This window comes from Streptomyces solicamelliae (assembly GCF_045348655.1).
Classification (GTDB): Bacteria; Actinomycetota; Actinomycetes; order Streptomycetales; family Streptomycetaceae; genus Streptomyces; species Streptomyces solicamelliae.
The window spans coordinates 3,801,410-3,823,398 of sequence record NZ_CP160404.1 but is presented as its reverse complement, the minus strand read 5'-3'; the positions used below and the strand labels follow the sequence as shown (position 1 = coordinate 3,823,398).

Sequence of the window (21,989 nt, the reverse complement as noted above, 5' to 3'; positions counted from 1 at the left end):
TCATGAGCTTAAGGGCCCTGCGCTAGAGCCGACGCCAGGCGAAGGTCGCCTCGATCTCCAGGGGGTCGATCGGGGTGACGAGCCGGGGCAGCGTGTTGAGTCCGTTCGGCGGACCGGACTGCGGCTCGACACAGACCGCGGCGTCCTGCTCGTCGTAGACGACCACCCACTCGGCGCGGCTGGTGATCCGGAGCTCCAGCCGCTCCGGCCAGGTCAGCGTCACGTCGATGCCGCCGGGCATGCCGAAGCAGTCGTCCCACGGGCCGGGGAGGGGGTCGATACGGCGCCCGGTGGGGAGGTGGTCGTCGCCTCGCTCCTCCTGCCAGGCGGGGCTGAAGTCCAGCCGCACGGGCTCGGACGGGCCGTCGGGGCCGTCCAGGACCCGGTGGAACCAGGGGTGCCAGCCGGCCTGCGCCGGGAACGAGGCGTCGGCCGTCTCGACGCCCATCCGCAGGGTGAGCGAGTCCTCGGTGAGTTCGAAGACCTGGGTGACGGTCCCGGCGTACGGCCAGGGCTCGACGAGCCGGTAGGCGAAGGTCGCGCTGCGCTCGTCCGCGATGACCGGGCGCCAGGCGCCGTCCCGCACGGTGCCGTGGATGGCGTGCGGCGGGGAGTTGAGCGGCAGCTGGTGCTTCTCGCCGCCGTTGCGGAACTCGCCGAGGGCGGTCCGGCCGCACCAGGGCGCCATGGGGAAACTGCCGTACTTCTCGCCCTGGCGCAGGAGTTCGGCGCCGCCGATCCGGAGGCCGGCGATGCGGCAGCCGTTCTCGGGGTCGATGGTCAACTCGGCGTCGCCCGCCGTCAGTCGCGTCTGCATGCTCACGGACCCGACCTTAGGCGCTGTCAGCGCCGGCGGCGCAGAGCACGCCCGACGACCACGGCGGACGCGATGGCCAGCGCGGCGGCCGGGGCCACCCACCGCAGCGCCGCCCCGGCGCGCGCGGCCTCGGGCGGCGGCACCGGCGCGTACCGCCCCCGCGGCGGCGCGTGGTCGACCTCCTCTGCACTGCGCCCGATCATCGTCCGCCGCGCGTGCGCCGCCTCGGCGGGCGGCTCGGCGTCGAACTCGTCGTCGATCAGGGGCTCCAGGGAGGAGGGCGGGACGGGCACGTCGAAGACGGAGTCGGAGGGTGTCTCGTCGTCGGACGACACCTCGTCGTCGGAGGACGCAGGGGAGCCGGGGGAGCCGCCGTCGTCGGAGGCGGAGGCGTCGGCAGGGGCCGGCGCGTCGCCGGAGGCGGGCGCGGCGTGAGGTGTGTCGGCGTCGGACGACACCTCGTCGCCTGAGGCGGAGGCGGAGGCGGGCGCGTCGGCCTCGGCGGCGCACGCGTCACCGGAGGTGTCGTCGCCCCCGGCGGAGGCCTCGCTCCGCGGCGGCGCGGCGTCGGCGGCCGCTTCCGGGGCGGCCTGCTCGTCCCGGCCGTCCGACGCCTCGCGCGCCTCCGGCAGCGCGCTCGCCTCGGGCTCGGCGTCGTCGGGAACCGGCCTCTCCCGGCCCGCCTCCTCCGCCAGCGCCTCCGCGAACCGCGCCAGGAGGCGGTGGGCCGCGGTGGCGGCGGTGTCCGGCGGGACCTCGGCGAGGCGTCCGTCGGCGGCGACGGTGCCGGTGAAGCCGAGCGTGGCGCCGTCCTCGGCGGGCGCGAGGCGCAGGGTCAGGCTCAGCTTCGCGCCGCCCGTGCCGCGCGCCTCCGTGCCCTCGCCCTCCACCGTCCAGGTGTCGCCGCCCGCCCCGGTGAGGCGGAGGGCGCCGCGGTACGTGATGGTGTGGCCGCCCACCCGGACCCGAAGCCGGCCGGCGAGCGGGCCGGCGGCCGCGTCGGCGTCCTGCTGGAGGCCGGGGACGCAGCGCGCCACCCGTGCGGGGTCCGCCAGCGTCTGGCGGAGCAGTTCGGGCGTGACCGGAACGAACACCTCATGCTCCATGGGACCCGAGCGTACTCAGCCCGCCCGCCCCCGTCTGCGCTTTGCCCCCGCCGCGCTCACCCCGCGTACCGCGGGTGCACCAAAGTGGACGGGAGGGGGGAGTCCGGGGTGCGGGTCTCCTCGACGCGCCGCGCGCCGGTCGCCAGGGCCTGCGGCGTCAGGGAGAGCAGGGGCGGGGCGTCGGCCGGGAGGGCGGTGGGTACGGGCCGGTCGCGTGCGGCCAGGACGTACGCCCAGTCGTGGCCCTCGGCGCCCGCCGCGTACGGACCGGTGATGAAGCCCGCCGCGCGGAGCGTCGCGTCGACGGTCCAGTACGTGTCCGGGCGCTCCGCCGCCGAGCCGGCGTGCACCGCGAGGCGGCCGCCCGGTGCGAGGACCCGCGCGGCGAGCCCGTAGAACTCCTCGGAGTAGAGCTTGGCGCTCTCCGCGGCCCCGGGGTCGGGCAGGTCCGAGACGACCACGTCGTACGCCCCGGGCTCGCGCCGCGCCTCCTGCCGCAGCCAGCGGAACGGGTCCGCGACCTCGACCCGCACCCGCGGGTCCCGCAGCGCGCCGCCGTTGAGCGCGGTCAGCTCCGGGTGGCTGCGGGCGAGCCGGACGACGCCCGGGTCGAGCTCGACGACGGTGACGGAGACGGCCTCCGGGTACCGCAGCGCCTCGCGCGCCGCGAGCCCGTCGCCCCCTCCGAGGACGAGGACCCGGCCGCGGGGACCGTTCATCGCGGGGTGCACGAGGGCCTCGTGGTACACGTGCTCCTCGCCGCCGGCCCGCGGCCGGCCGCCCACGAACAGCGTGGCCGGGCCCTCGCGCCCGCCGGTCACCACGACCTCCTGGAAGTCGGTGCGCACGGCGACGCGCACCCCGTCGCCGTACACGGCCCGCCGCGCGGCCCGCTCGAAGTCGTCGACGAGCGCCGTCGCGGTGGCGAGCAGCGCCAGGACGACGCCGTTCACCGCGAGCAGCATAATCCGTCTGCGGCGCGTCAGGTCGTGCCGGAACAGCCACAGCACCAGCGCCCCGCCCGCGACGGCGTTGACCGCGCCGGTCACCAGCGCGCCGGTGAGCTGGCCGAGCCAGGGCAGCAGCAGGAACGGGAAGGCGAGCCCGCCGACCAGCGCGCCGACGTAGTCCGCGGCGAAGAGGTCCGCGACCGTCCCGGCGGGGTCGTCGGCCGCGCCGGCGGCCCGCCGCCGCGTGCCCCGGGAACCGCCGCCGGCCGCACCGTCGCGCGCCGCCGCGGCCCGCTGGATGAGCGCCATCAGCAGCGGGATCTCGGCGCCGATCAGTACGCCGATCGCCAGCGAGAACGCCACCAGCACGTAGCGCGCCTCGCCGAACCAGGCGAACGCCGCGTACAGCACGAGCGCCGAGCAGCCGCCGATGAGCGCGAGGCCCGCCTCGACCAGGCCGAAGCCGACCGCCGCGCGGCACCGCAGCCGCTTGGCGAGCAGCGAGCCGACGCCCATGGCGAAGACCATGACGGACAGCACGACGGACGCGTGGGTGACCGAGTCGCCGATCAAGTACGAGGCGAGGGCGACCAGTTCGAGCTCGTAGACCAGCCCGCAGGCGGCGCAGACGAAAACGACCGCGAGCACCGGGTACCGCACCGAGGCGGGCCGCACCGGCGGTGCCGGCGGTGCACCCGGTCGCTGTCGCTCCGCGGGCTGGGGCAGCCGGTCCGCGGGTGGGGGCGACAGAGACAGGGGCGGGTCGATCATGTCCGTAACGCTACGTCACGAATGTTGAACACTTTGTCACCCACACGAGTGCAATGGGCAGGTATCGCGGCGCTCCGGGCGGCATCACAGGACGGCGGACATCCGCGCGCCGATACGGGTGCGCGTCACCACCAACTGCCCTTCCTCCGGGTAGGCGTGCCAGGTGCGCCAGCGCACCTGGCCCTCGTGCTTCTGCGCCAGCATCGCGGTGAACGCGTAGGGCGAGCCGGGAAACATTCCGGCGAGGCCGTTGGGGTGGTCGGCGACCAGGGCGAGGAGTTCCTGCGCGCGGCCGGCGAACGAGCCCTGCGAGAGATTCTCGACGCGGGCGGCGAACTCGTACTCCCACTCCCCCACGCGCTTGGAGACGCCCAGCGGCAGGGGTGTGCTGCTGCCGGGCATGCAGGCGACGGTCTCGGAGCAGTTGCCGTGCTCGTCCTCCAGGAGCACCTGGTGGGAGGCGCCGAGCAGGCGCAACTGGAGCTTGGCGCCGGTCAGTTCGAGATCGAGCACGGCGAGGGCGGGCAGCGGCTCGCGCCCGAGGGCCCAGGCCAGGTCGGCCGCGCACGTGTCGGTATAGGTGGTTTTCAGGGTGGTGAGCATGGGTCGGCTCCGCAAACACGGTTTGACGGGTGGGCCGGGGGCGCCCCGGAGAAGGTTTTCAACGGGATGGGGGATCGCCGTCTCGGTTCCACACACGGTCCGAGGGCTGGATGTTCTCAACAGCGAGAAAACCACGAACTCCCGGAACCATGCAGCGTTTTTACCCAACTTGACGTGGTTTCCATCCCCTCGGGGGCCTCTGGGTTCAACTGTTCAATCAGAACCGATCGTCAGTTCCGACAAGAATCGACGCTTCCGGCACAACAGGAAGCCCCCCGACGGTCATTGCCCGACCCGTCAGGCGGCTCCCCGCCCGGCGGCGGACCGACTGCCCCGTGTCAGTCGCCTCCGCCGCCGCCCCCGCAACCGCCGCCCCCGCAGGACGACGAGCTGCACGAGCTCCCGCCCCCGCAGGAGCTGCCGCTGTTGCCGCCGCCCTCCCACCAGCTGCGCCGGCGTCCGCGCCGCCCGGGCCTGTTCCGGTTGGCCCGGTTGGCCAGCACCAGAGCGATCAGCACGACACCGAAGATGATGAGCGCTGCCTCCATGCCGTCCTCCCCCGTCGTCCTCGTCCACGCACCCTGCGTGCACGTGCCGGGGAGATGCCCTCCCCACGGGGCCGCCCAACCCCACTTGAGGAACTCCAGAGCTTCGCCCCGGGGCGCCGTCCGGCGATGCGCCAGGATGGTCCCGGGAGTATCGACGGGAACTCGAGTGAGGACGGTGGAGACGTGAACGCCAGGCCCCTGCTGAACCGACGGCTGGACGGACTCGGGACGACGATCTTCGCGGAGATGTCGGCGCTGGCGACCGCGACGGGCGCGATCAACCTGGGCCAGGGCTTCCCCGACACGGACGGCCCCGAGGAGGTCCGTGAGGCCGCCGTCCGCGCCCTGCGCGACGGGCGTGGCAACCAGTACCCGCCGGGCCCGGGCGTTCCGGAGCTCCGCCGGGCGATCGCCGACCACCAGCGCCGCTTCTACGGCCTCGCCTTCGACCCGGACACCGAGGTCCTGGTCACGGCCGGCGCCACCGAGGCCATCGCCGCGGCCATGCTGGCGCTGCTCGAGCCGGGCGACGAGGTCATCGCCTTCGAGCCCTTCTACGACTCCTACGCCGCCTGCATCGCGATGGCCGGCGCGCGGCGCGTGCCGCTCACCCTGCGCGCCCCGTCCTTCCGCCCGGACCTCGACGAACTGCGGTCCAAGATCACCCCGCGCACCCGCCTCCTGCTCCTCAACACCCCGCACAACCCCACGGGCACGGTCCTCACCGACGAGGAGCAGCGCGCCATCGCCGCCCTCGCCGTCGAGCACGACCTGCTCGTCGTCACCGACGAGGTGTACGAGCACCTGGTCTTCGACGGCGCCGCGCACACGCCGATCGCCGCCCTGCCCGGCATGCGCGAGCGCACCGTCTCCATCTCCTCGGCCGGCAAGACCTTCTCCTTCACCGGCTGGAAGGTCGGCTGGGTCACGGCGGACGCGCCGCTCGTCGCCGCCGTCCGGACCGCCAAGCAGTACCTCACGTACGTCTCGTCCGGGCCGTTCCAGTACGCCGTCGCCGAGGCGCTCCGTCTGCCGGACGCGTACTTCGAGAGCTTCCGCGCCGACCTGCAGCGCCGGCGCGACCTGCTCGCCGACGGGCTGCGGGCGGCCGGGTTCGAGGTGTACCGGCCCCAGGGCACGTACTTCGTCACCACCGACATCACCCCCTTCGGCGAGAAGGACGCCTACGCCTTCTGCCGCGCCCTGCCCGAACGCTGCGGCGTCGTCGCCATCCCCAACTCCGTCTTCTACGACGACCCCGACGCCGGCCGCAGCCAGGTCCGCTTCACCTTCTGCAAGCAGGACGACGTCCTCCACGAGGCCGCCACCCGTCTGCGCGGCCTGGCGGCACGGCCGTCCTGACAACCCCTCACGCGGGTTTCGCATCCTTCTCCCCGACCGACGGAACTCGCCGAGGGAGCGGATCGCAGTGGAGATGATCATCGGGGGCGTCGTGGCCGCCGTCGCGGTGGTGCTGTGGGTGGTCGGCGAGCGGGGCGCGCGCAGGCGGAAGAAGGCGTTCTGGGAGCGGTACGGCACCTACGAGGGGTTCCGCCGTCAGGTGGACGAGGAGAAGGTCCGGGCCGTGCGGCGGGACCGCGGGGACGTCGCGGCGATCAAGGCGGTGCGGGTCGATCACCCGCTCGCCTCGCTGGTGCACGCCAAGAGGTACGTCGACGAGCTGTAGGCCCGGGCTGTCGTCGTCCTCGGCGCGCCCCCTCCGTGCCGCCCGGATCGTCGGGTAGACCGATTTGTCGGAAATGGCCCGATGTATTGGTTCGCGTGTGCACGGAGGTGCGTCCTGTCCGCCGAGACCCTCGAACGCGCGGCCCCCTCGGCCGCGGGCGTCGTCGTCCGGCCGTCGCCGCGTCCGCGGACGGCGCTGCGGCGGGCCGTGCCCGCGCTGGGGCTGTTCGCCGCGGCGCGGCTCACCGGGACGGCGGTGCTCGCGCTCTGGGCCTGGCACCTCGACCGATCGCCGCGGGCGCTGCTCGCCAGGTCCCTGGACTCCGAGTGGTACGCGGCGATCGCCGCGCACGGCTACGGGCGGACGCTGCACCTGCCCGGCGGGGCCGTCCACTCCGACCTGGCGTTCTTCCCGCTGTACCCCGGTCTCGTCCGGGCCGTCTCCACCGTGCTGCCCGTCACCGGAGGCACCGCCGGGCTGCTGGTGTCCTGGGCCTCGGCGGCCGTGGCGGCCTGGGGCGTGTACCTGGTCGCCGAGCGCACCGCCGGACGGGCCACCGCGACCTGGCTCGTCCTGCTGTGGGGCATGCTGCCGCACTCGATCGTGCTGTCCATGGCGTACACCGAGCCGGTGATGACCGCGCTCGCCGCCTGGTCGCTGTACGCCCTGCTGACCCGCCGCTGGCTCTGGGCCGGCACCCTCGCCGCGCTCGCCGGGCTCTCCCGGCCGAGCGGGATCGCCGTCGCCGCGGCGGTGCTCGCGGCGGCCGCCTGGGAGCTGTGGCGGCGGCGCGGCCGGGCCGGGCCCCGGGTGTGGGCCGCCGCCGCCGTCGCACCGGCGGGCTGGCTGGCGTACGTGCTGTGGGTGGGGGTGCGGCGACACGATCCGCTGGGCGGCTACTTCGCCGTCCAGGACGGCTGGACCTCCCGCTTCGACTTCGCCCAGGGCACCCTGCGCGTCGTACGGGACATGCTGCTCCGGCCCGCCCAGTTCGGCTTCACGATGGCGCTGGTGATCACGGCGGCCGGGGTGCTGCTCTTCGCGCTGCTGCTGCTCGCCGAGCCCGGGCGGCGGCCCCCGCTGCCGGTGCTCGTCTACACCGGCGTGCTCGTGCTGATCACGGTCGGCGGCTCCGGCTTCTTCGAGTCCAAGCCGCGCTTCCTGCTGCCGGCCTTCCCGCTGCTGCTGCCGCTCGCGGCCGCCATGGCGAGAGCCCGGCCACGGGCGGCGATCACGGTCGCCGTCGCCCTGGCCGGGCTCTCGTTCTGCTACGGGGCGTACGCGCTGACGCTCGCCCGGATGGCGCTCTAGGGCCGGTCCGGCGGATCAGTGCCGGACAAGGCCCTGGGCGCCTGAGGTCACTCGGACTCGGTGCCCTCGCCGGACTCGCCGTCCTTGTCCTCCGGGGAGGCCAGGCCGAACTGCTCCAGCAGCCACTTGTCGAACTCGATCGACGCGCGCACCCAGCTGACCGTCGACGACACGAAGTGCTCCAGGGAGACACCGGTGCCGATCAGCATCTGCGCCTCGCCGATGAGCCGGAGGGTGGCGGAGCCGTCCTCCTCCTCGTGCAGGTGCGTGTAGACCTTGGGCCACAGGGTGCGGCGGTTCCAGTCGTCGATCGCGTCCAGGACCTTGGCGCGGTCGTCGGCGGAGTGCGGGCGGTCGTAGAAGGTACGGACGGAGAAGACCTGCTGCTCCCCCTCGCCGCGGAACATGAAGTACGTGCGGAAGTCCTCCCACGGAGCGGCGAGGTCACCCTCGTCGTCCACCACGTACTTCAGCTCCATCTGGTCGAGGAGCTGCTTGACCAGGTCCTGGTCGGGGACGACGGGGCCCGCCGGTCCTGCAGCCTGAGGCTGGGGCTGGGCCCCGAAAGACGGAATCGAGGACGGGTCGATGCTCACCGAGGATTTCCCTTCGTACGGATGTTGTCATCCTCTCCCATGCGGGGCGGGGGGTGGCAAGCCCACCGGGCCGTTCCGGGGGCGTATCCGCTGCGAGCTGACATGATCTCGTGCCATGGGGGAGACACGACGACGCGGCCGGAAGTGGCTCTGGATCTCGCTGACCCTGATCGCCGCGGTGGTCGGCCTGCCGGTCGGGGCCGTGGCCTGGGGCGCCTACCAGCTGGACCAGGCCGGTGAGCCCAAGCCCGTCGACTGCGCCGAGGCCATGGACTGGGCCGGGGCGACGCTGCCGAGGAGCGCCGGGGACCCGCGCTGCACCGGCACGCACTGGCTGGACGTGAACATCCGCTCCGAGTTCCGGATGCCGCGCGACGAGGTCCCCGGCTGGCTGGCCGGCACGTGGCCGGCCGGGGTGCCGAAGACCGAGTACTGCCTGGACGACGCCGCCGCCCTCTGCATGCACCTGGAGGACGAGGCCCTGGCGGCGGATCCCCTGTCGGGACCCGCCGCCGTGGACGTGAGCGTGCGGTACGAGGACGGGGAGACCGCCCTCGTCACCGTCAGCGCCTTCACGGTGTAGCGCCCGGTCGGGCGCCCTGCCGCGCCGCTCCTCCTGCGCGCCTCCTACTGCGCCGCGCCCACGATCAGCCCGTCCTCGAAGCGGTCCACGCGGACCGTGTCGCCGTCGCGGACCTCGCCGGCCAGGATCTCCCTGGCGAGGCGGTCGCCGATCGCCGTCTGGATCAGGCGGCGGAGCGGGCGGGCGCCGTACGCGGGGTCGTTGCCCTCGTCGGCCAGCCACTCCAGGGCCGCCGGGGTGACCTCCAGGGTGAGGCGGCGCTCGGCGAGCCGGCGCGCCAGGCGGTCGATCTGGAGCTGCGCGATCCGGCCCAGCTCGGCCTTGTCCAGCGCGGAGAAGACCACCAGGTCGTCCAGACGGTTCAGGAACTCGGGCTTGAAGCTCGCCCGCACGACCTCCAGGACCTGCCGCTTCTTCTCCTCGTCCGACGTCGTCGGGTCCACCAGGAACTGGCTGCCCAGGTTCGAGGTGAGGATCAGGATCGTGTTGCGGAAGTCGACCGTGCGGCCCTGGCCGTCGGTGAGCCGGCCGTCGTCGAGGACCTGGAGCAGGATGTCGAAGACCTCCGGGTGCGCCTTCTCCACCTCGTCGAGCAGCACCACGCTGTACGGGCGGCGGCGCACCGCCTCCGTCAGCTGGCCGCCCTCCTCGTAGCCGACGTAGCCGGGGGGCGCGCCGACGAGCCGGGCGACGGAGTGCTTCTCGGAGTACTCCGACATGTCGATGCGGACCATGGCCCGCTCGTCGTCGAAGAGGAAGTCCGCGAGCGCCTTCGCCAGCTCGGTCTTGCCGACGCCGGTCGGACCGAGGAAGAGGAACGAGCCGGTGGGACGGTCCGGGTCGGCGATCCCGGCGCGGGTGCGGCGCACGGCGTCGGAGACGGCGCGTACCGCCTCGGTCTGGCCGATCAGCCGCCGGCCGAGCTCGTCCTCCATGCGCAGCAGCTTCTGCGTCTCGCCCTCCAGGAGGCGGCCCGCGGGGATGCCGGTCCAGGCGCCGACGACGTCCGCGATGTCGTCCGGGCCGACCTCCTCCTTGACCATGGTGTCCTTGGACGCCTCCTGCTGGGCCTCCGCCTCGCTGGCCTCCGCCAGCTCCCGCTCCAGGGCCGGGATCTCGCCGTACAGCAGCTTGGACGCGGTGTCGAAGTCGCCGTCGCGCTGCGCCCGCTCGGCGCGGCCGCGAGCCTCGTCGAGCTGCTCCTTCAGCTCGCCGACCCGGTTGAGGGACTGCTTCTCCTTCTCCCAGCGGGCGGTCAGGCCGCGCAGCTCCTCCTCGCGGTCGGCGAGGTCGCGGCGCAGCTTCTCCAGACGCTGCTTGCTCGCGTCGTCCGTCTCGTTCTTCAGGGCCAGCTCCTCCATGCGGAGCCGGTCGACGGAGCGCTGCAGCTCGTCGATCTCGACCGGGGACGAGTCGATCTCCATGCGGAGCCGAGAGGCGGCCTCGTCGACGAGGTCGATGGCCTTGTCGGGCAGGAAGCGGGAGGTGATGTACCGGTCGGAGAGCGTCGCGGCGGCGACCAGCGCGGAGTCGTTGATCTGGACCTTGTGATGGGCCTCGTACCGGCCCTTGAGGCCGCGCAGGATCGCGATGGTGTCCTCGACGGTCGGCTCGGCGACCAGGACCTGCTGGAAGCGCCGCTCCAGGGCCGGGTCCTTCTCGATCCGCTCGCGGTACTCGTCGAGCGTGGTCGCGCCGACCATGCGCAGCTCGCCGCGGGCCAGCATCGGCTTGAGCATGTTGCCGGCGTCCATGGCCGAGTCACCGCCGGCGCCCGTGCCGACGACGGTGTGCAGCTCGTCGATGAAGGTGATGATCTGGCCGTCGCTGGCCTTGATCTCGGCCAGGACGGTCTTCAGCCGCTCCTCGAACTCGCCGCGGTACTTCGCGCCCGCGACCATCGCGCCGAGGTCGAGGGAGACCAGCCGCTTGCCCTTGAGGGACTCGGGGACGTCGCCCTTCACGATCCGCTGGGCCAGGCCCTCGACGACGGCGGTCTTGCCGACGCCGGGCTCGCCGATGAGGACCGGGTTGTTCTTGGTGCGCCGGGACAGCACCTGCACGACGCGGCGGATCTCGTGGTCGCGGCCGATGACCGGGTCGAGCCGGCCCTCGCGGGCGGCGGCGGTGAAGTCGGTGCCGAACTTCTCCAGCGCCTTGTACGAGCCCTCCGGGTCGGCGGTGGTCACCCGGCGCGTGCCGCGGGCCTTCTCGAAGGCGTCCTGCAGGCGGCGCGCACCGGCGCCCTGCTGGTCGAGAACCTGGCCGGCGCCGCCGCCCTTGGCGGCGACGCCGATGAGCAGGTGCTCCGTGGACACGTACTCGTCGCCGAGCTTCTTCGCCCGCTCGGCGGCGTCGGCGATCACGGCGAGCAGCTCGCGGTTCGGCTGCGGCGGGGCGACCGTGGAGCCGGTGACGCTGGGCAGGGCGGCGAGCAGCCGCTCCGCGCCGGAGCGCACGGCGGCCTGGTCGGCCTCGACGGCGGCGAGCAGGTCGGTGATGTTCTCGTTGTCCTGACCGGCGAGCAGTGCGAGGAGCAGATGCGCGGGGGTCAGATCGGGGTGCCCCTCGGACACGGCGCGGCTGCTCGCCGCGTTCAGCGCGTCCCGGCTCCTGTTGGTCAGTTCGGCGTCCACGTAAGTCCGCTCCTCCTCGACTGTGACGGGTTCTCTGGTTCTCTGACTCGTCTAACATACACAAAGTTGAGTCGATTCCGCTCAAGGTGTCGGAGGCGGCCGTGCGGCGGGTAGCTTCCGGGCATGGCGATTGACCCGAGGAACCCGGACGACTCGTATCTCGGCTTCTGGCGCGAGTACCACATGTGCACCCTGACGACCCCGCGGCCGGACGGCACGCCGCACGTGGTGGCGGTGGGCGTCACGTACGACCCGGAGGGCGGCGAGCGGGGCATCGCGCGGGTGATCACGAACAAGCGCAGCCACAAGGTCGCCAACGTGCTGGCGGCGGGCCCGGAGGGCGCGCGGGTGGCGGTCTGCCAGGTGGACAAGGGCCGCTGGGCGACGCTGGAGGGCGTGGCGCGGGTCCGCACGGAGGCGGACGTCGTCGCGGACGCGGTGGCGCGCTACGCGGCGCGGTACGGGCGGACGCCGGCGCCGAACCCGGACCGGGTGGTCATCGAGATCGCGCTGACCCGCGCGATGGGCCGCGCGTAGGGGCCGCGTGCGGAGGCCCCGCACCCGGACGGCGACGGCCTCAGCCGTCCGGACGCGGACAGCACAGCGGCGTCATCGTGTTTCAGGTCCACGATGACGCCGCTGTGTGGGGGAAGCACCTGAGCGATCTGGAACGACGGGGGAACCGCTCAGGCACTGCGGGGGGTGGCGGTGATGGGCTCGGGCTCGACCAGCTGGTGATCGCGCTGGTCGAGGTTGACGAAAATCATGCCGTACCGGATGGCACAGCGGACGGGCTGGGGGGCGCCGCGGGGCCGCCGGAGACAGCGGTAGGCCCGGACGTCCTCGTCCTGCTCGCGGGCGACGACGATCGGCTCTCCGAAGAGGGTGACCATCAACGAGTCGCCACGGTGGGGGATGGCCGTGACGAGGTCGATGAAATGCCACCCGGACCGGTAGGCCGAGGCCATCTCACGCCGGAAGACCCTGTCGTCGGGCGGGAAGCTCATGCCTCCACACCGACCGAGGCGAAGTCCCACGAGGGCTCACCGTTGGTGCCGAGCGCCGCAGCCGGCGCGCTGTCCCACGAGGGCTCACCGAGCGAGACAGTCACCGAAACCGCCGGCGCGCTGTCCCACGAGGGCTCACCAGGCGAAGCGAGTACCGAGCCGGCCGGCGCACTGTCCCACGAGGGCTCGCTGCCGACCGAAGCACCGAACACGCCGAGAGCAGCCGCCGCAACAACAGCTATGGCGCCACGTGCACGAACCGTCCTGGTCATGGCCGTTCTCCACCTCTTTTGATCATTACCTCCTCCCCCGCGTCTACGACGATGGCTCACTCCGAACGCTTCCACCAGCGAGGGCAGGCATCATGTTCCTGTAATTCAGGACCCTGAGGGGGGTGCATATGCAACCAAAAGGGGACGATGGGGGACATGCGCACGGTGCGGACGAACTGTGCGTCGCCGGGAAAGACCTCTACGCGAAGGCTTTGCGATCGGGACGCATCGCATACAAGGAGACCGCGGTCGCTCCCTGTCTGATCGATCTCGGACTGCTGCGCGCCGATCCGGACGACGCCGACGTGCTCAGACCCATACCGCCGTCCGTCGCCCTCAACCAGCTCATCCATCCCATCGAGCGCGAGATCCAGGAACGCCGGCAGCTCACCGTCGCGTTGGCGGACACCTTCGAGCCGTTCATGTCGATCACCACCAAGGATCCGTCCACGGCCGACTCGATCAACGTGCTGGAAGGGCTCGGCCTGATCAACGCCACCCTGGACCGGGCGACCGCGGAGTGCACCGAGGAACTGCTCACCGTCCAGCCCGGGAGCGGACGCCGTCCTCACATCCTGCAAGAGGCGCTCCGCCGGGTCGAGCCACTTCTCGGACGCGGCATCTCCATGCGGACGCTCTATCAGCACACCGCGCGCCACCACTCGTCGACGTTGGCGTACGTCGAACACGTCGCCCCGCACGGGCTCGAGGTGCGCACGCTGGAAGAGATCATCGACCGGCTGATCATCATCGATCGCAAAGTCGCCTTCGTGCCCGCCCGCAGCGACCGGCAGGTCGCCCTGGAACTGCGCCACGAGGGTCTCGTACAGTACCTCGTAGGGGTGTTCGAACAGTTCTGGCTCCACGGCGTGCCGTGGGAGGACGAGGTCGTCGCGTACACGCCCGTCCTCGACGGGATCAGCGGCGTTCAGCGCTCCATCGCCCGGCTTCTGATCGAGGGTCACGTCGACGAGGCCATCGCGCGCCGGCTCGGGATGAACGTACGGACCTGCCGTGCGCACATCGCCAAGCTGGCCTCCGCGCTCGGCAGCGGCAGCCGGGCTCAACTCGGTTATCTCATCGCCCAGTCCGGCATCCTGGAGCAGGATCAGTGAACACCCTGTCACCGCGCGTAGACCTCGATCTCACCACCGGCGTCGTCCGGGTCGGCGGTGACGGGCTGCCCGAGGTCGTCGTCGCGCGGATCCCGGGCGACGGCGACACGGACGACGCGATCCCGGTCGGCACCCGCGACCCCGCCCGGCTCACGCTCACCGTGGACGGGCGGGAGGCGCGCCTGCGGCCCGGCAAGGGGCGGGTGTTCCGGCGGTCGTTCCGCGTGGACGCGACCGTGGACGGGGTCCGGTACCGGCTGGTGCCCTGCTCGTACGTGGAGAGCCGGTTCAGCCGCGGCGGGAAGGCCCTCGGACGCCTCGACTCGACCGGGGACGGGCTCGTCGGCGCCGAGTGGGACACGGAGCCGGACACCGCGCCCGACGCCCTGTCCCTGGCCCTCGGCACCGCCCTCGCCGCCGCGTTCGGCACGGGCGCGGCGCCCTGGTGGGAGATCAGCCTCCAGATGGTCGCCGAGCTCCTCCCGTGAGCGGATGACGACGAGGCCCCCGGTCGGGACGACCGGGGGCCTCGCACGTGAACGGAGGAGCTACTCGGGGCGCTTGGGGCGCCACACCACCAACGCGCTGGCCTGCTGCACGTCCTGGTACGGCACCAGGTCGCGTCGGTACGAGGCGTGCACCTGGGCCTCGCGCTGGCGCAGCGTCGCCGCCGCGCCCTCGACGGCCGCCGACAGCTCGGCGACCCGGGCCTGCAGCGCGGCGACCTGGTTCTCCAGTTCGATGATGCGCTTGATGCCGGCCAGGTTGATGCCCTCGTCCTGCGACAGCGCCTGCACCTGACGGAGCAGTTCGATGTCGCGGGCCGAGTAGCGCCGGCCGCGCCCGGCGGTGCGGTCGGGCGAGACCAGCCCGAGCCGGTCGTACTGCCGCAGGGTCTGCGGGTGCAGGCCGGAGAGCTGGGCCGCCACCGAGATGACGTACACCGGCGTCTCGTCGGTCAGTTCGTAGGGGTTGCGGCTGCGTCCCGAACGGCTCTCCATGTCCTCATGCTCCCTTCGCGGCCTGGAACAGCTCTGCCCGCGGGTCCACGTCCGCAGTCGCCTCGCGGTACGTCTCCAGGGCCTCGCGCGCCTTGTCGGTCAGGTCCGTGGGGACCTGGACCTCCACGGTCACCAGCAGGTCCCCGCGGGTGCCGTCCTTGCGGACCGCGCCCTTTCCGCGGGCCCGCATCGTCCGGCCGTTGGGCGTGCCCGCCGGCAGCTTGAGGGTGACCGCGGGGCCGCCCAGCGTCGGGACCTTGATCTCGCCGCCGAGCGCCGCCTCGTCGAAGCCGACGGGGACGGTCACGGTCAGGTTGTCGCCCTTGCGGCCGAACACGGGGTGCGCGTCGACGTGCACCACCACGTACAGGTCGCCGTTCTGCCCGCCGCGCTCGCCCGGTGCGCCCTTGCCGCGCAGCCGGATCCGCTGGCCGTCGGAGACGCCCGCCGGGATCCGGACCTGCATGGTCCGGGACGACTTGGCGCGCCCGCTGCCGTGGCAGACGTCGCAGGGGTTCTCCGCGATCAGGCCGCGGCCCTTGCAGTCCGCGCACGGGTCGGTCAGCGAGAAGCCGCCGCCCGAGCCGCGGGAGACCTGGCCGGTGCCGACACAGGTCGGGCACACCCGCGGCGTGCCGTTCTTGTCGCCGGTGCCGGAACAGGCCTTGCAGGGCTGCTGGCTGGACATCCGCAGCGGGACCGTGGCCCCGTCGACCGCCTCGGTGAAGCTGAGCGTCACCTCGGACTCGATGTCCTGGCCGCGCCGCGGCTGCGTGCGGGTGCCCGCGCCGCCGCGGTTGAACAGGCCGCCGAAGACGTCGCCGAGACCGCCGGCGCCGCCGCCGAAGCCACCGGCTCCGCCCTGGGCGCCGCCTCCGAAGAGGTCGCCCAGGTCGAAGTTGAAGGAGCCGCCGCCCCCGGGCCCGGCCCGGAAGCCACCGTTGCCGAACAGGGCGCGGGCGTCGTCGTACTCCTTGCGCTTCTTCGGGTCGCCGAGGACGTCGTTCGCCTCGGAGATCTCCTTGAAGCGCTCCTCGGCCTTGGTGTCGCCCTTGTTGGCGTCCGGGTGGTTCTCGCGGGCGAGTTTCCGGTACGCCTTCTTGATCTCGGCGTCGGTGGCGTCCTTGGGGACGCCGAGAACCTTGTAGTAGTCCTTCTCCACGAAGTCCTTCGTGCTCACCGGCGTCCCTCCTCTCGGACGATCTTCGCGTCAGCCCTTCTCAGGGCCACCGCTCTCCTCGTCGGCCTGCTTCTTCTCGTCCTTCGCGGCCGGCGTCGCCCCGGGCTGGGGCTCGGCCACCGCGACGCGCGCGGGCCGGATGGTCCGCTCGCCGATGCGGTACCCCGGCTGCAGGATCGCCACGCAGGTCGTCTCGGTGACGTCCGGCGCATACGAGTGCATCAGGGCCTCGTGGATCGTCGGGTCGAAGGGCTCGCCCTCCTTGCCGAACTGCTGCAGGCCCATCTTGGCGACGACCGTCTCCAGCGATTCGGCCACCGACTTGAACCCGCCCACGAGCTCGCCGTGGTCCCGGGCCCGGCCGACGTCGTCGAGCACCGGAAGGAGCTCCGTCAGGAGGCCCGCGACGGCGATCTCCTTGACGGTGATCCGGTCGCGCTCCACCCGGCGGCGGTAGTTCTGGTACTCGGCCTGGAGCCGCTGGAGGTCCTGGGTGCGCTCGGTGAGCGCGCTGCGGACCTGGTCCAGTTCGGCCGTCAGGCCGGCCGTCTTGCGTGCGTCCCCGGCCGGGGCCGCCGAGCCCTCCTCCGCGGAGGGGGTCTCGGCGGTCTCGGCGGCGTCGTCAGGGGTGGCGCCGGAGGGGACGTCGGGCTTCTCCTCGAAGCCCGGGGTCTCCTCCGTCATCAGGCAGCGCCGCCCTTCGGCTTCTCGTCGTCGACGATCTCGGCGTCCACGACGTCGTCGTCGGCCTTGGGGGCCTCGGCACCGCCCGCGGCACCGGCGGCACCGGCCTGCGCGTCGGCGTACAGGGCCTGGCCGAGCTTCTGGGAGACGGCCGCGACCTTCTCGGTGGCGGTCCGGATCTCCGCGGTGTTCTCGCCCTTGAGCTTCTCCTTGAGCTCGGCCACCGCCGTCTCGACCTCGGTCTTGACGTCGCCCGGGACCTTGTCCTCGTTGTCCTTGAGGAACTTCTCGGTCTGGTAGACGAGCTGCTCGCCCTGGTTGCGGGACTCGGCGGCCTCGCGGCGGGCGTGGTCCTCCTCCGCGTACTTCTCGGCCTCCTCGCGCATCCGGTTGACCTCGTCCTTCGGCAGCGAGGAGCCGCCGGTGACGGTCATCTTCTGCTCCTTGCCCGTGCCCAGGTCCTTGGCGGTCACGTGCATGATGCCGTTGGCGTCGATGTCGAAGGCGACCTCGATCTGCGGGACGCCGCGCGGGGCCGGCGGGAGGCCGGTCAGCTCGAACATGCCGAGCTTCTTGTTGTACGCCGCGATCTCGCGCTCGCCCTGGTAGACCTGGATCTGCACGGACGGCTGGTTGTCCTCGGCCGTCGTGAAGATCTCGGACCGCTTGGTCGGGATCGTGGTGTTGCGCTCGATGAGCTTGGTCATGATGCCGCCCTTGGTCTCGATACCGAGGGACAGCGGGGTGACGTCGAGGAGCAGGACGTCCTTGACCTCGCCCTTGAGGACACCGGCCTGCAGGGCGGCGCCGATGGCGACGACCTCGTCCGGGTTCACGCCCTTGTTGGCCTCGTTGCCGCCGGTCAGTTCCTTGACCAGGTCGGCGACGGCCGGCATACGGGTCGAGCCACCGACGAGAACGACGTGGTCGATCTCGGAGAGCTGGATGCCCGCGTCCTTGATGACGTTGTGGAACGGCGTCTTGCAGCGCTCCAGGAGGTCCGCGGTGAGCTGCTGGAACTGGGCCCGGGTGAGCTTCTCGTCCAGGTGCAGCGGGCCCTCGGCGGAGGCCGTGATGTACGGCAGGTTGATCGTGGTCTCGGTCGAGGACGAGAGCTCGATCTTCGCCTTCTCCGCGGCCTCGCGCAGGCGCTGGAGAGCCATCTTGTCCTTGGACAGGTCCACGCCGTGCCCGTTGGCGAACTGCTTCACCAGGTAGTCGACGACGCGCTGGTCCCAGTCGTCACCACCGAGGTGGTTGTCACCGTTGGTGGCCTTCACCTCGACGACGCCGTCGCCGATCTCCAGCAGGGACACGTCGAAGGTGCCGCCACCGAGGTCGAAGACGAGGATCGTCTGGTCGTCCTTGTCGAGGCCGTAGGCCAGGGCGGCCGCGGTCGGCTCGTTGACGATGCGCAGGACGTTGAGGCCCGCGATCTCACCGGCCTCCTTGGTGGCCTGACGCTCGGAGTCGTTGAAGTACGCCGGGACGGTGATGACCGCGTCGACGACCTTCTCGCCCAGGTACGCCTCGGCGTCGCGCTTCAGCTTCTGCAGGATGAAGGCGCTCATCTGCTGCGGGTTGAAGCTCTTGCCGTCGATGTCGATCTTCCAGTCGGTGCCCATGTGGCGCTTCACCGACCGGATGGTGCGGTCCACGTTGGTGACCGCCTGGCGCTTGGCGACCTCGCCGACGAGCACCTCGCCGTTCTTCGCGAAGGCGACGACGGACGGCGTGGTCCTGGCGCCCTCGGCGTTGGTGATGACGGTGGGCTCGCCGCCTTCGAGAACGCTGACGACGGAGTTAGTCGTGCCCAGGTCGATGCCGACCGCACGTGCCATTTCAATTCCTCCAGCTGACCTGACTTGAGTGGAACTGGCTCAAGGATGCACCACCCGTCCCGCGGAGTCAACAGACCTGAGTGGAGGGGACTCAACTCTTCGACGGGGTGGCGGCTCAGGAAGCCGGTGGGGTCCGGCGCGGCGGCCCGGGAACGGCATCCGCCCGTGAGAGAGTCGGGGCATTCGACGCCCCAAAGCCGGACATATACCGAGAAGGATCCCACGGACCGGCATGAAGCGGAGGTAAGCATGGCGAAGGGCACGGCCGCCAAGCGCGCACTGGACCTCACCGTCGCCCTGGCCCTGCTGGCCCTCGCCTCACCCGTCCTGCTCGCCGTCGCGGCCGCGCTCGCACTCGGCGCGCTCGGCCCGCTGGAGCCTCCCGGCACGGTGCTGCGCCGCGAGGTGCGCGCGGGCCTCGGCGGCCGTCCGTACGAGCTGCTCACCTTCCGGCGCGGGGGGCGGCTGATCGCCCGGCTGCCGCGGCTGCTCCATGTCGTACGGGGCGAGATGTCGCTCGTCGGGCCCGCGCCGCTGGCACCGGACCACGAGGAGTGCCGGGGTGAGGGAGCGCGGCGGCATGCGGTACGGCCGGGGCTGACCGGACTCTGGCAGGTCAGCCGGGAATCGGACCTGCCCTGGGACGAACGCCCGCTGCTGGATCTCCACTATGTGGACCATCACTGGCTGGGCATGGATCTGGCCATTCTGCGCCGTACGATTCGAGCAGGGCGGCAGACGCCGGCAAGGGTTCCCTGAGCGACACAGATCACCGCAGGCTCAACTACAGCACGGCGGAATATCTGGGTACCCTCAGCACGGACCTTCATAAGTTACCGCTTAGTACGTTCTGCAGCTTCCGCCTCGCAGGCCCGCCCGAGGAGCCCGTCATGCAACTCGCCGCGATCATCGTGTCGATCGCCATCACGGTGGTGGCCGTCGCGCTGTTCGGCCGCGCCACCGTGCAGATCTACCGCTTCGTGCGGCTCGGTCAGCCGGTGCCCGCCGGTACGCGTACCGGTGACCCCAAGCAGCGCACCATCACGCTGGTCAAGGAGTTCCTCGGCCACACGCGCATGAACCGCTGGGGCATCGTCGGCTTCGCGCACTGGTTCGTCGCGATCGGCTTCTTCGCCCTCCTGCTGACGATCGTCAACGCCTTCGGCCAGCTGTTCCAGGCCGACTGGCTGATCCCGATCATCGGCGACTGGCTGCCGTACGAGATCTTCACCGAGTTCCTCGGCACGATGACCGTGCTCGGCATCGTCACGCTCATCGTGATCCGCCAGCTCAGCAAGCCGACCCGGGCCGGCCGCAAGTCCCGCTTCGCCGGCTCCAAGACCGGCCAGGCGTACTTCGTCGAGGCCGTCATCCTCACCGTCGGTGTCTGCATCATGATGCTGCGCGCGCTCGAGGGCGCCCTGCACCACGTGGACGGCTGGGAGCCCGGCTTCTTCGCCTCGTACCCGGTGATCGCGCTGCTCGACGGCCTGGACCTGAGCACGCTGCAGAACCTCACGTACTTCTTCGCCGCGCTGAAGATCCTGACGTCCTTCACCTGGATGATCGTCGTCTCGCTCAACACCAACATGGGTGTGGCCTGGCACCGCTTCCTCGGCTTCCCGAACATCTGGTTCAAGCGCAACGCGGACGGCTCCACCGCCCTCGGCGCGCTGCAGCCGATGACGACCGCCGGCAAGGAGATCGACTGGGAGGACCCGGCCGAGGACGCCGTGTTCGGTGTCTCCCAGGTCGAGCAGTTCTCCTGGAAGGGCATCCTCGACTTCTCCACCTGCACCGAGTGCGGCCGCTGCCAGTCGCAGTGCCCCGCCTGGAACACGGGCAAGCCGCTCTCCCCGAAGCTCCTCATCATGTCGCTGCGCGACCACGCGCACGCCAAGGCGCCGTACCTGCTCGCGGGCGGCGGCAAGGACATGGAGGGCAACGAGAAGGCGTCGGAGGAGCAGCTCAAGGACGTCCCCGCCGCCGCTCTCGCCGAGGCCGAGCGCCCGCTGATCGGCACCGCCGAGGAGAACGGCGTCATCGACCCGGACGTCCTGTGGTCCTGCACCACCTGCGGCGCCTGCGTCGAGCAGTGCCCGGTCGACATCGAGCACATCGACCACATCGTCGACATGCGCCGCTACCAGGTGATGATCGAGTCCGCGTTCCCGTCCGAGGCGGGCACGATGCTCAAGAACCTGGAGAAGAAGGGCAACCCCTGGGGCCTGGCCAAGAAGCAGCGGGTCGAGTGGACCAAGGAGGTCGACTTCGAGGTCCCGATCGTCGGCAAGGACGTCGAGGACCTGTCGGAGTTCGACTACCTGTACTGGGTCGGCTGCGCCGGTGCCCTGGAGGACCGCGCCAAGAAGACCACCAAGGCCTTCGCGGAGCTGCTGCACATCGCGGGCGTCAAGTTCGCGATCATGGGCGGCGAGGAGAAGTGCACGGGTGACTCCCCGCGCCGTCTGGGCAACGAGCCGCTGTTCCAGCAGCTGGGCGCCGAGAACGTCGCGATGCTGAACATGGCGTTCGGCGAGGACGACGAGGACGAGTCGACGAAGAAGCCGAAGTCGGCGAAGAAGATCGTCTCGACCTGCCCGCACTGCTTCAACACCATCGCCAACGAGTACCCGCAGCTCGGCGGCGAGTACGAGGTCATCCACCACACGCAGCTGCTCCAGCACCTGATCGACGAGGGCCGGCTGCTGCCGGTCACCCCGGTCGACGGTCTGATCACCTACCACGACCCGTGCTACCTGGGCCGCCACAACAAGGTCTACACGCCGCCGCGCGAGATCATGTCGGCCGTCCCGGGCCTGCGTCAGCAGGAGATGCACCGCCACAAGGAGCGCGGCTTCTGCTGCGGTGCCGGCGGCGCGCGGATGTGGATGGAGGAGCGCATCGGCAAGCGCATCAACACCGAGCGCGTGGACGAGGCGCTGTCCCTCAACCCGGACATCGTCTCCACCGCCTGCCCGTTCTGCCTCGTCATGCTCACGGACTCCGTGAACGGCAAGAAGAACGACGGCAAGGCCAAGGAGAGCCTGCAGGTCGTGGACGTCGCGCAGCTGCTGCTCGACTCGGTGAAGAAGCCGGTGGAGGAGCTGCCGGCGGATGCCGAGCCGGAGCCCGAGCCGGCGAAGTAGGACGACAGAAGTACGGCGGAGGGGCCGCTCCCGGACGGGGGGCGGCCCCTCCGCCGTACCCGGGTCCGGCCCCCGGATCTCCCCCGGTCCGCACCCCTAGGGGATGTCACAGGTCGGCCGCAAAGGGTCCCC

21 protein-coding genes are annotated in these 21,989 nt (G+C 71.7%); 9 read left to right on the top strand and 12 right to left on the bottom strand.

Annotation, left to right across the window (positions count from 1 at the left end; genetic code table 11):
• Positions 1–22: 22 nt before the first annotated feature.
• From ABZO31_RS17800 to ABZO31_RS17780, 5 genes are all read right to left on the bottom strand, one after another.
• Positions 23–817 carry an aldose 1-epimerase gene (locus ABZO31_RS17800; RefSeq protein ID WP_406865387.1) on the bottom strand — a complete coding sequence of 265 codons (795 nt, stop codon included), beginning with the start codon at positions 815–817 and terminating at the stop codon, positions 23–25.
• A gap of 26 nt (positions 818–843) precedes the next feature.
• Positions 844–1,923 carry an SRPBCC family protein gene (locus ABZO31_RS17795; RefSeq protein ID WP_406862216.1) on the bottom strand — a complete coding sequence of 360 codons (1,080 nt, stop codon included), beginning with the start codon at positions 1,921–1,923 and terminating at the stop codon, positions 844–846.
• A 56-nt stretch (positions 1,924–1,979) separates the two neighbouring features.
• Positions 1,980–3,644 carry a polyamine aminopropyltransferase gene (locus ABZO31_RS17790; RefSeq protein WP_406862215.1) on the bottom strand — a complete coding sequence of 555 codons (1,665 nt, stop codon included), beginning with the start codon at positions 3,642–3,644 and terminating at the stop codon, positions 1,980–1,982.
• Positions 3,645–3,728: 84 nt separating this feature from the next.
• Positions 3,729–4,247 (bottom strand): DUF2617 family protein, encoded by a 519-nt coding sequence (locus ABZO31_RS17785; protein WP_406862214.1) that lies wholly within the window; start codon positions 4,245–4,247, stop codon positions 3,729–3,731.
• Positions 4,248–4,585: 338 nt separating this feature from the next.
• Positions 4,586–4,795 carry a hypothetical protein gene (locus ABZO31_RS17780; RefSeq protein WP_406862213.1) on the bottom strand — a complete coding sequence of 70 codons (210 nt, stop codon included), beginning with the start codon at positions 4,793–4,795 and terminating at the stop codon, positions 4,586–4,588.
• A 183-nt stretch (positions 4,796–4,978) separates the two neighbouring features.
• Here ABZO31_RS17780 and ABZO31_RS17775 point away from each other — a divergent pair, with 183 nt between their 5' ends.
• The 3 genes from ABZO31_RS17775 (at position 4,979) to ABZO31_RS17765 (ending at position 7,793) form a co-directional block, all read left to right on the top strand.
• On the top strand, positions 4,979–6,157 hold the full coding sequence (locus ABZO31_RS17775) for a pyridoxal phosphate-dependent aminotransferase (protein ID WP_406862212.1): 1,179 nt from the start codon (positions 4,979–4,981) through the stop codon (positions 6,155–6,157).
• A 73-nt stretch (positions 6,158–6,230) separates the two neighbouring features.
• On the top strand, positions 6,231–6,482 hold the full coding sequence (locus tag ABZO31_RS17770) for a hypothetical protein (RefSeq protein WP_406865386.1): 252 nt from the start codon (positions 6,231–6,233) through the stop codon (positions 6,480–6,482).
• A gap of 81 nt (positions 6,483–6,563) precedes the next feature.
• On the top strand, positions 6,564–7,793 hold the full coding sequence (locus ABZO31_RS17765; RefSeq protein ID WP_406862211.1) for a hypothetical protein: 1,230 nt from the start codon (positions 6,564–6,566) through the stop codon (positions 7,791–7,793).
• 47 nt (positions 7,794–7,840) lie between these two features.
• Here ABZO31_RS17765 and ABZO31_RS17760 read toward each other — a convergent pair whose 3' ends face one another.
• Positions 7,841–8,389, bottom strand: a complete 549-nt coding sequence (locus ABZO31_RS17760) for a YbjN domain-containing protein (protein ID WP_406862210.1) — start codon at positions 8,387–8,389, stop codon at positions 7,841–7,843.
• Between the two features lie 115 nt (positions 8,390–8,504).
• Between ABZO31_RS17760 and ABZO31_RS17755 the strand changes: the two genes are divergently transcribed.
• Positions 8,505–8,972 carry a hypothetical protein gene (locus ABZO31_RS17755; RefSeq protein ID WP_406862209.1) on the top strand — a complete coding sequence of 156 codons (468 nt, stop codon included), beginning with the start codon at positions 8,505–8,507 and terminating at the stop codon, positions 8,970–8,972.
• Between the two features lie 44 nt (positions 8,973–9,016).
• Here the strand turns inward: ABZO31_RS17755 and clpB are convergent, their stop codons facing one another.
• A complete protein-coding gene (gene clpB / locus ABZO31_RS17750; RefSeq protein ID WP_406862208.1) occupies positions 9,017–11,608 on the bottom strand; it encodes an ATP-dependent chaperone ClpB in 2,592 nt (863 codons plus the stop codon).
• A gap of 123 nt (positions 11,609–11,731) precedes the next feature.
• Between clpB and ABZO31_RS17745 the strand changes: the two genes are divergently transcribed.
• Positions 11,732–12,145, top strand: a complete 414-nt coding sequence (locus ABZO31_RS17745) for a pyridoxamine 5'-phosphate oxidase family protein (protein WP_406862207.1) — start codon at positions 11,732–11,734, stop codon at positions 12,143–12,145.
• A 149-nt stretch (positions 12,146–12,294) separates the two neighbouring features.
• Here the strand turns inward: ABZO31_RS17745 and ABZO31_RS17740 are convergent, their stop codons facing one another.
• Positions 12,295–12,615, bottom strand: a complete 321-nt coding sequence (locus tag ABZO31_RS17740; RefSeq protein WP_406862206.1) for a (2Fe-2S)-binding protein — start codon at positions 12,613–12,615, stop codon at positions 12,295–12,297.
• 400 nt (positions 12,616–13,015) lie between these two features.
• On the opposite strand from ABZO31_RS17740, the gene ABZO31_RS17735 reads away from it, so the two are divergent.
• The gene (locus ABZO31_RS17735) at positions 13,016–14,002 is read left to right on the top strand and encodes a helix-turn-helix transcriptional regulator (protein WP_406862205.1); all 987 of its coding nucleotides are present in this window, start codon (positions 13,016–13,018) and stop codon (positions 14,000–14,002) included.
• Positions 13,999–14,490: a hypothetical protein gene (locus ABZO31_RS17730; protein ID WP_406862204.1), complete on the top strand. Its 492-nt coding sequence runs from the start codon at positions 13,999–14,001 to the stop codon at positions 14,488–14,490. The genes ABZO31_RS17735 and ABZO31_RS17730 overlap by 4 nt, the downstream gene beginning before the upstream one ends.
• A 60-nt stretch (positions 14,491–14,550) precedes the next feature.
• Here the strand turns inward: ABZO31_RS17730 and ABZO31_RS17725 are convergent, their stop codons facing one another.
• From ABZO31_RS17725 to dnaK, 4 genes are read right to left on the bottom strand one after another with little or no spacing between them, the layout of a single operon-like run.
• The gene (locus tag ABZO31_RS17725) at positions 14,551–15,003 is read right to left on the bottom strand and encodes a heat shock protein transcriptional repressor HspR (RefSeq protein ID WP_406862203.1); all 453 of its coding nucleotides are present in this window, start codon (positions 15,001–15,003) and stop codon (positions 14,551–14,553) included.
• Between the two features lie 4 nt (positions 15,004–15,007).
• Positions 15,008–16,183 (bottom strand): molecular chaperone DnaJ, encoded by a 1,176-nt coding sequence (dnaJ, locus tag ABZO31_RS17720; RefSeq protein ID WP_406862202.1) that lies wholly within the window; start codon positions 16,181–16,183, stop codon positions 15,008–15,010.
• A gap of 30 nt (positions 16,184–16,213) precedes the next feature.
• A complete protein-coding gene (gene grpE, locus ABZO31_RS17715) occupies positions 16,214–16,867 on the bottom strand; it encodes a nucleotide exchange factor GrpE (RefSeq protein ID WP_406862201.1) in 654 nt (217 codons plus the stop codon).
• Positions 16,867–18,708 carry a molecular chaperone DnaK gene (dnaK, locus tag ABZO31_RS17710; RefSeq protein ID WP_406862200.1) on the bottom strand — a complete coding sequence of 614 codons (1,842 nt, stop codon included), beginning with the start codon at positions 18,706–18,708 and terminating at the stop codon, positions 16,867–16,869. Before dnaK ends, grpE begins: the two co-directional genes overlap by 1 nt.
• 249 nt (positions 18,709–18,957) lie before the next feature.
• Here dnaK and ABZO31_RS17705 point away from each other — a divergent pair, with 249 nt between their 5' ends.
• Together ABZO31_RS17705 and ABZO31_RS17700 are read left to right on the top strand one after the other, a co-directional pair.
• Positions 18,958–19,467 carry a sugar transferase gene (locus tag ABZO31_RS17705; protein ID WP_406862199.1) on the top strand — a complete coding sequence of 170 codons (510 nt, stop codon included), beginning with the start codon at positions 18,958–18,960 and terminating at the stop codon, positions 19,465–19,467.
• Between the two features lie 131 nt (positions 19,468–19,598).
• On the top strand, positions 19,599–21,857 hold the full coding sequence (locus tag ABZO31_RS17700) for a (Fe-S)-binding protein (protein ID WP_406862198.1): 2,259 nt from the start codon (positions 19,599–19,601) through the stop codon (positions 21,855–21,857).
• Positions 21,858–21,989: the final 132 nt, after the last annotated feature.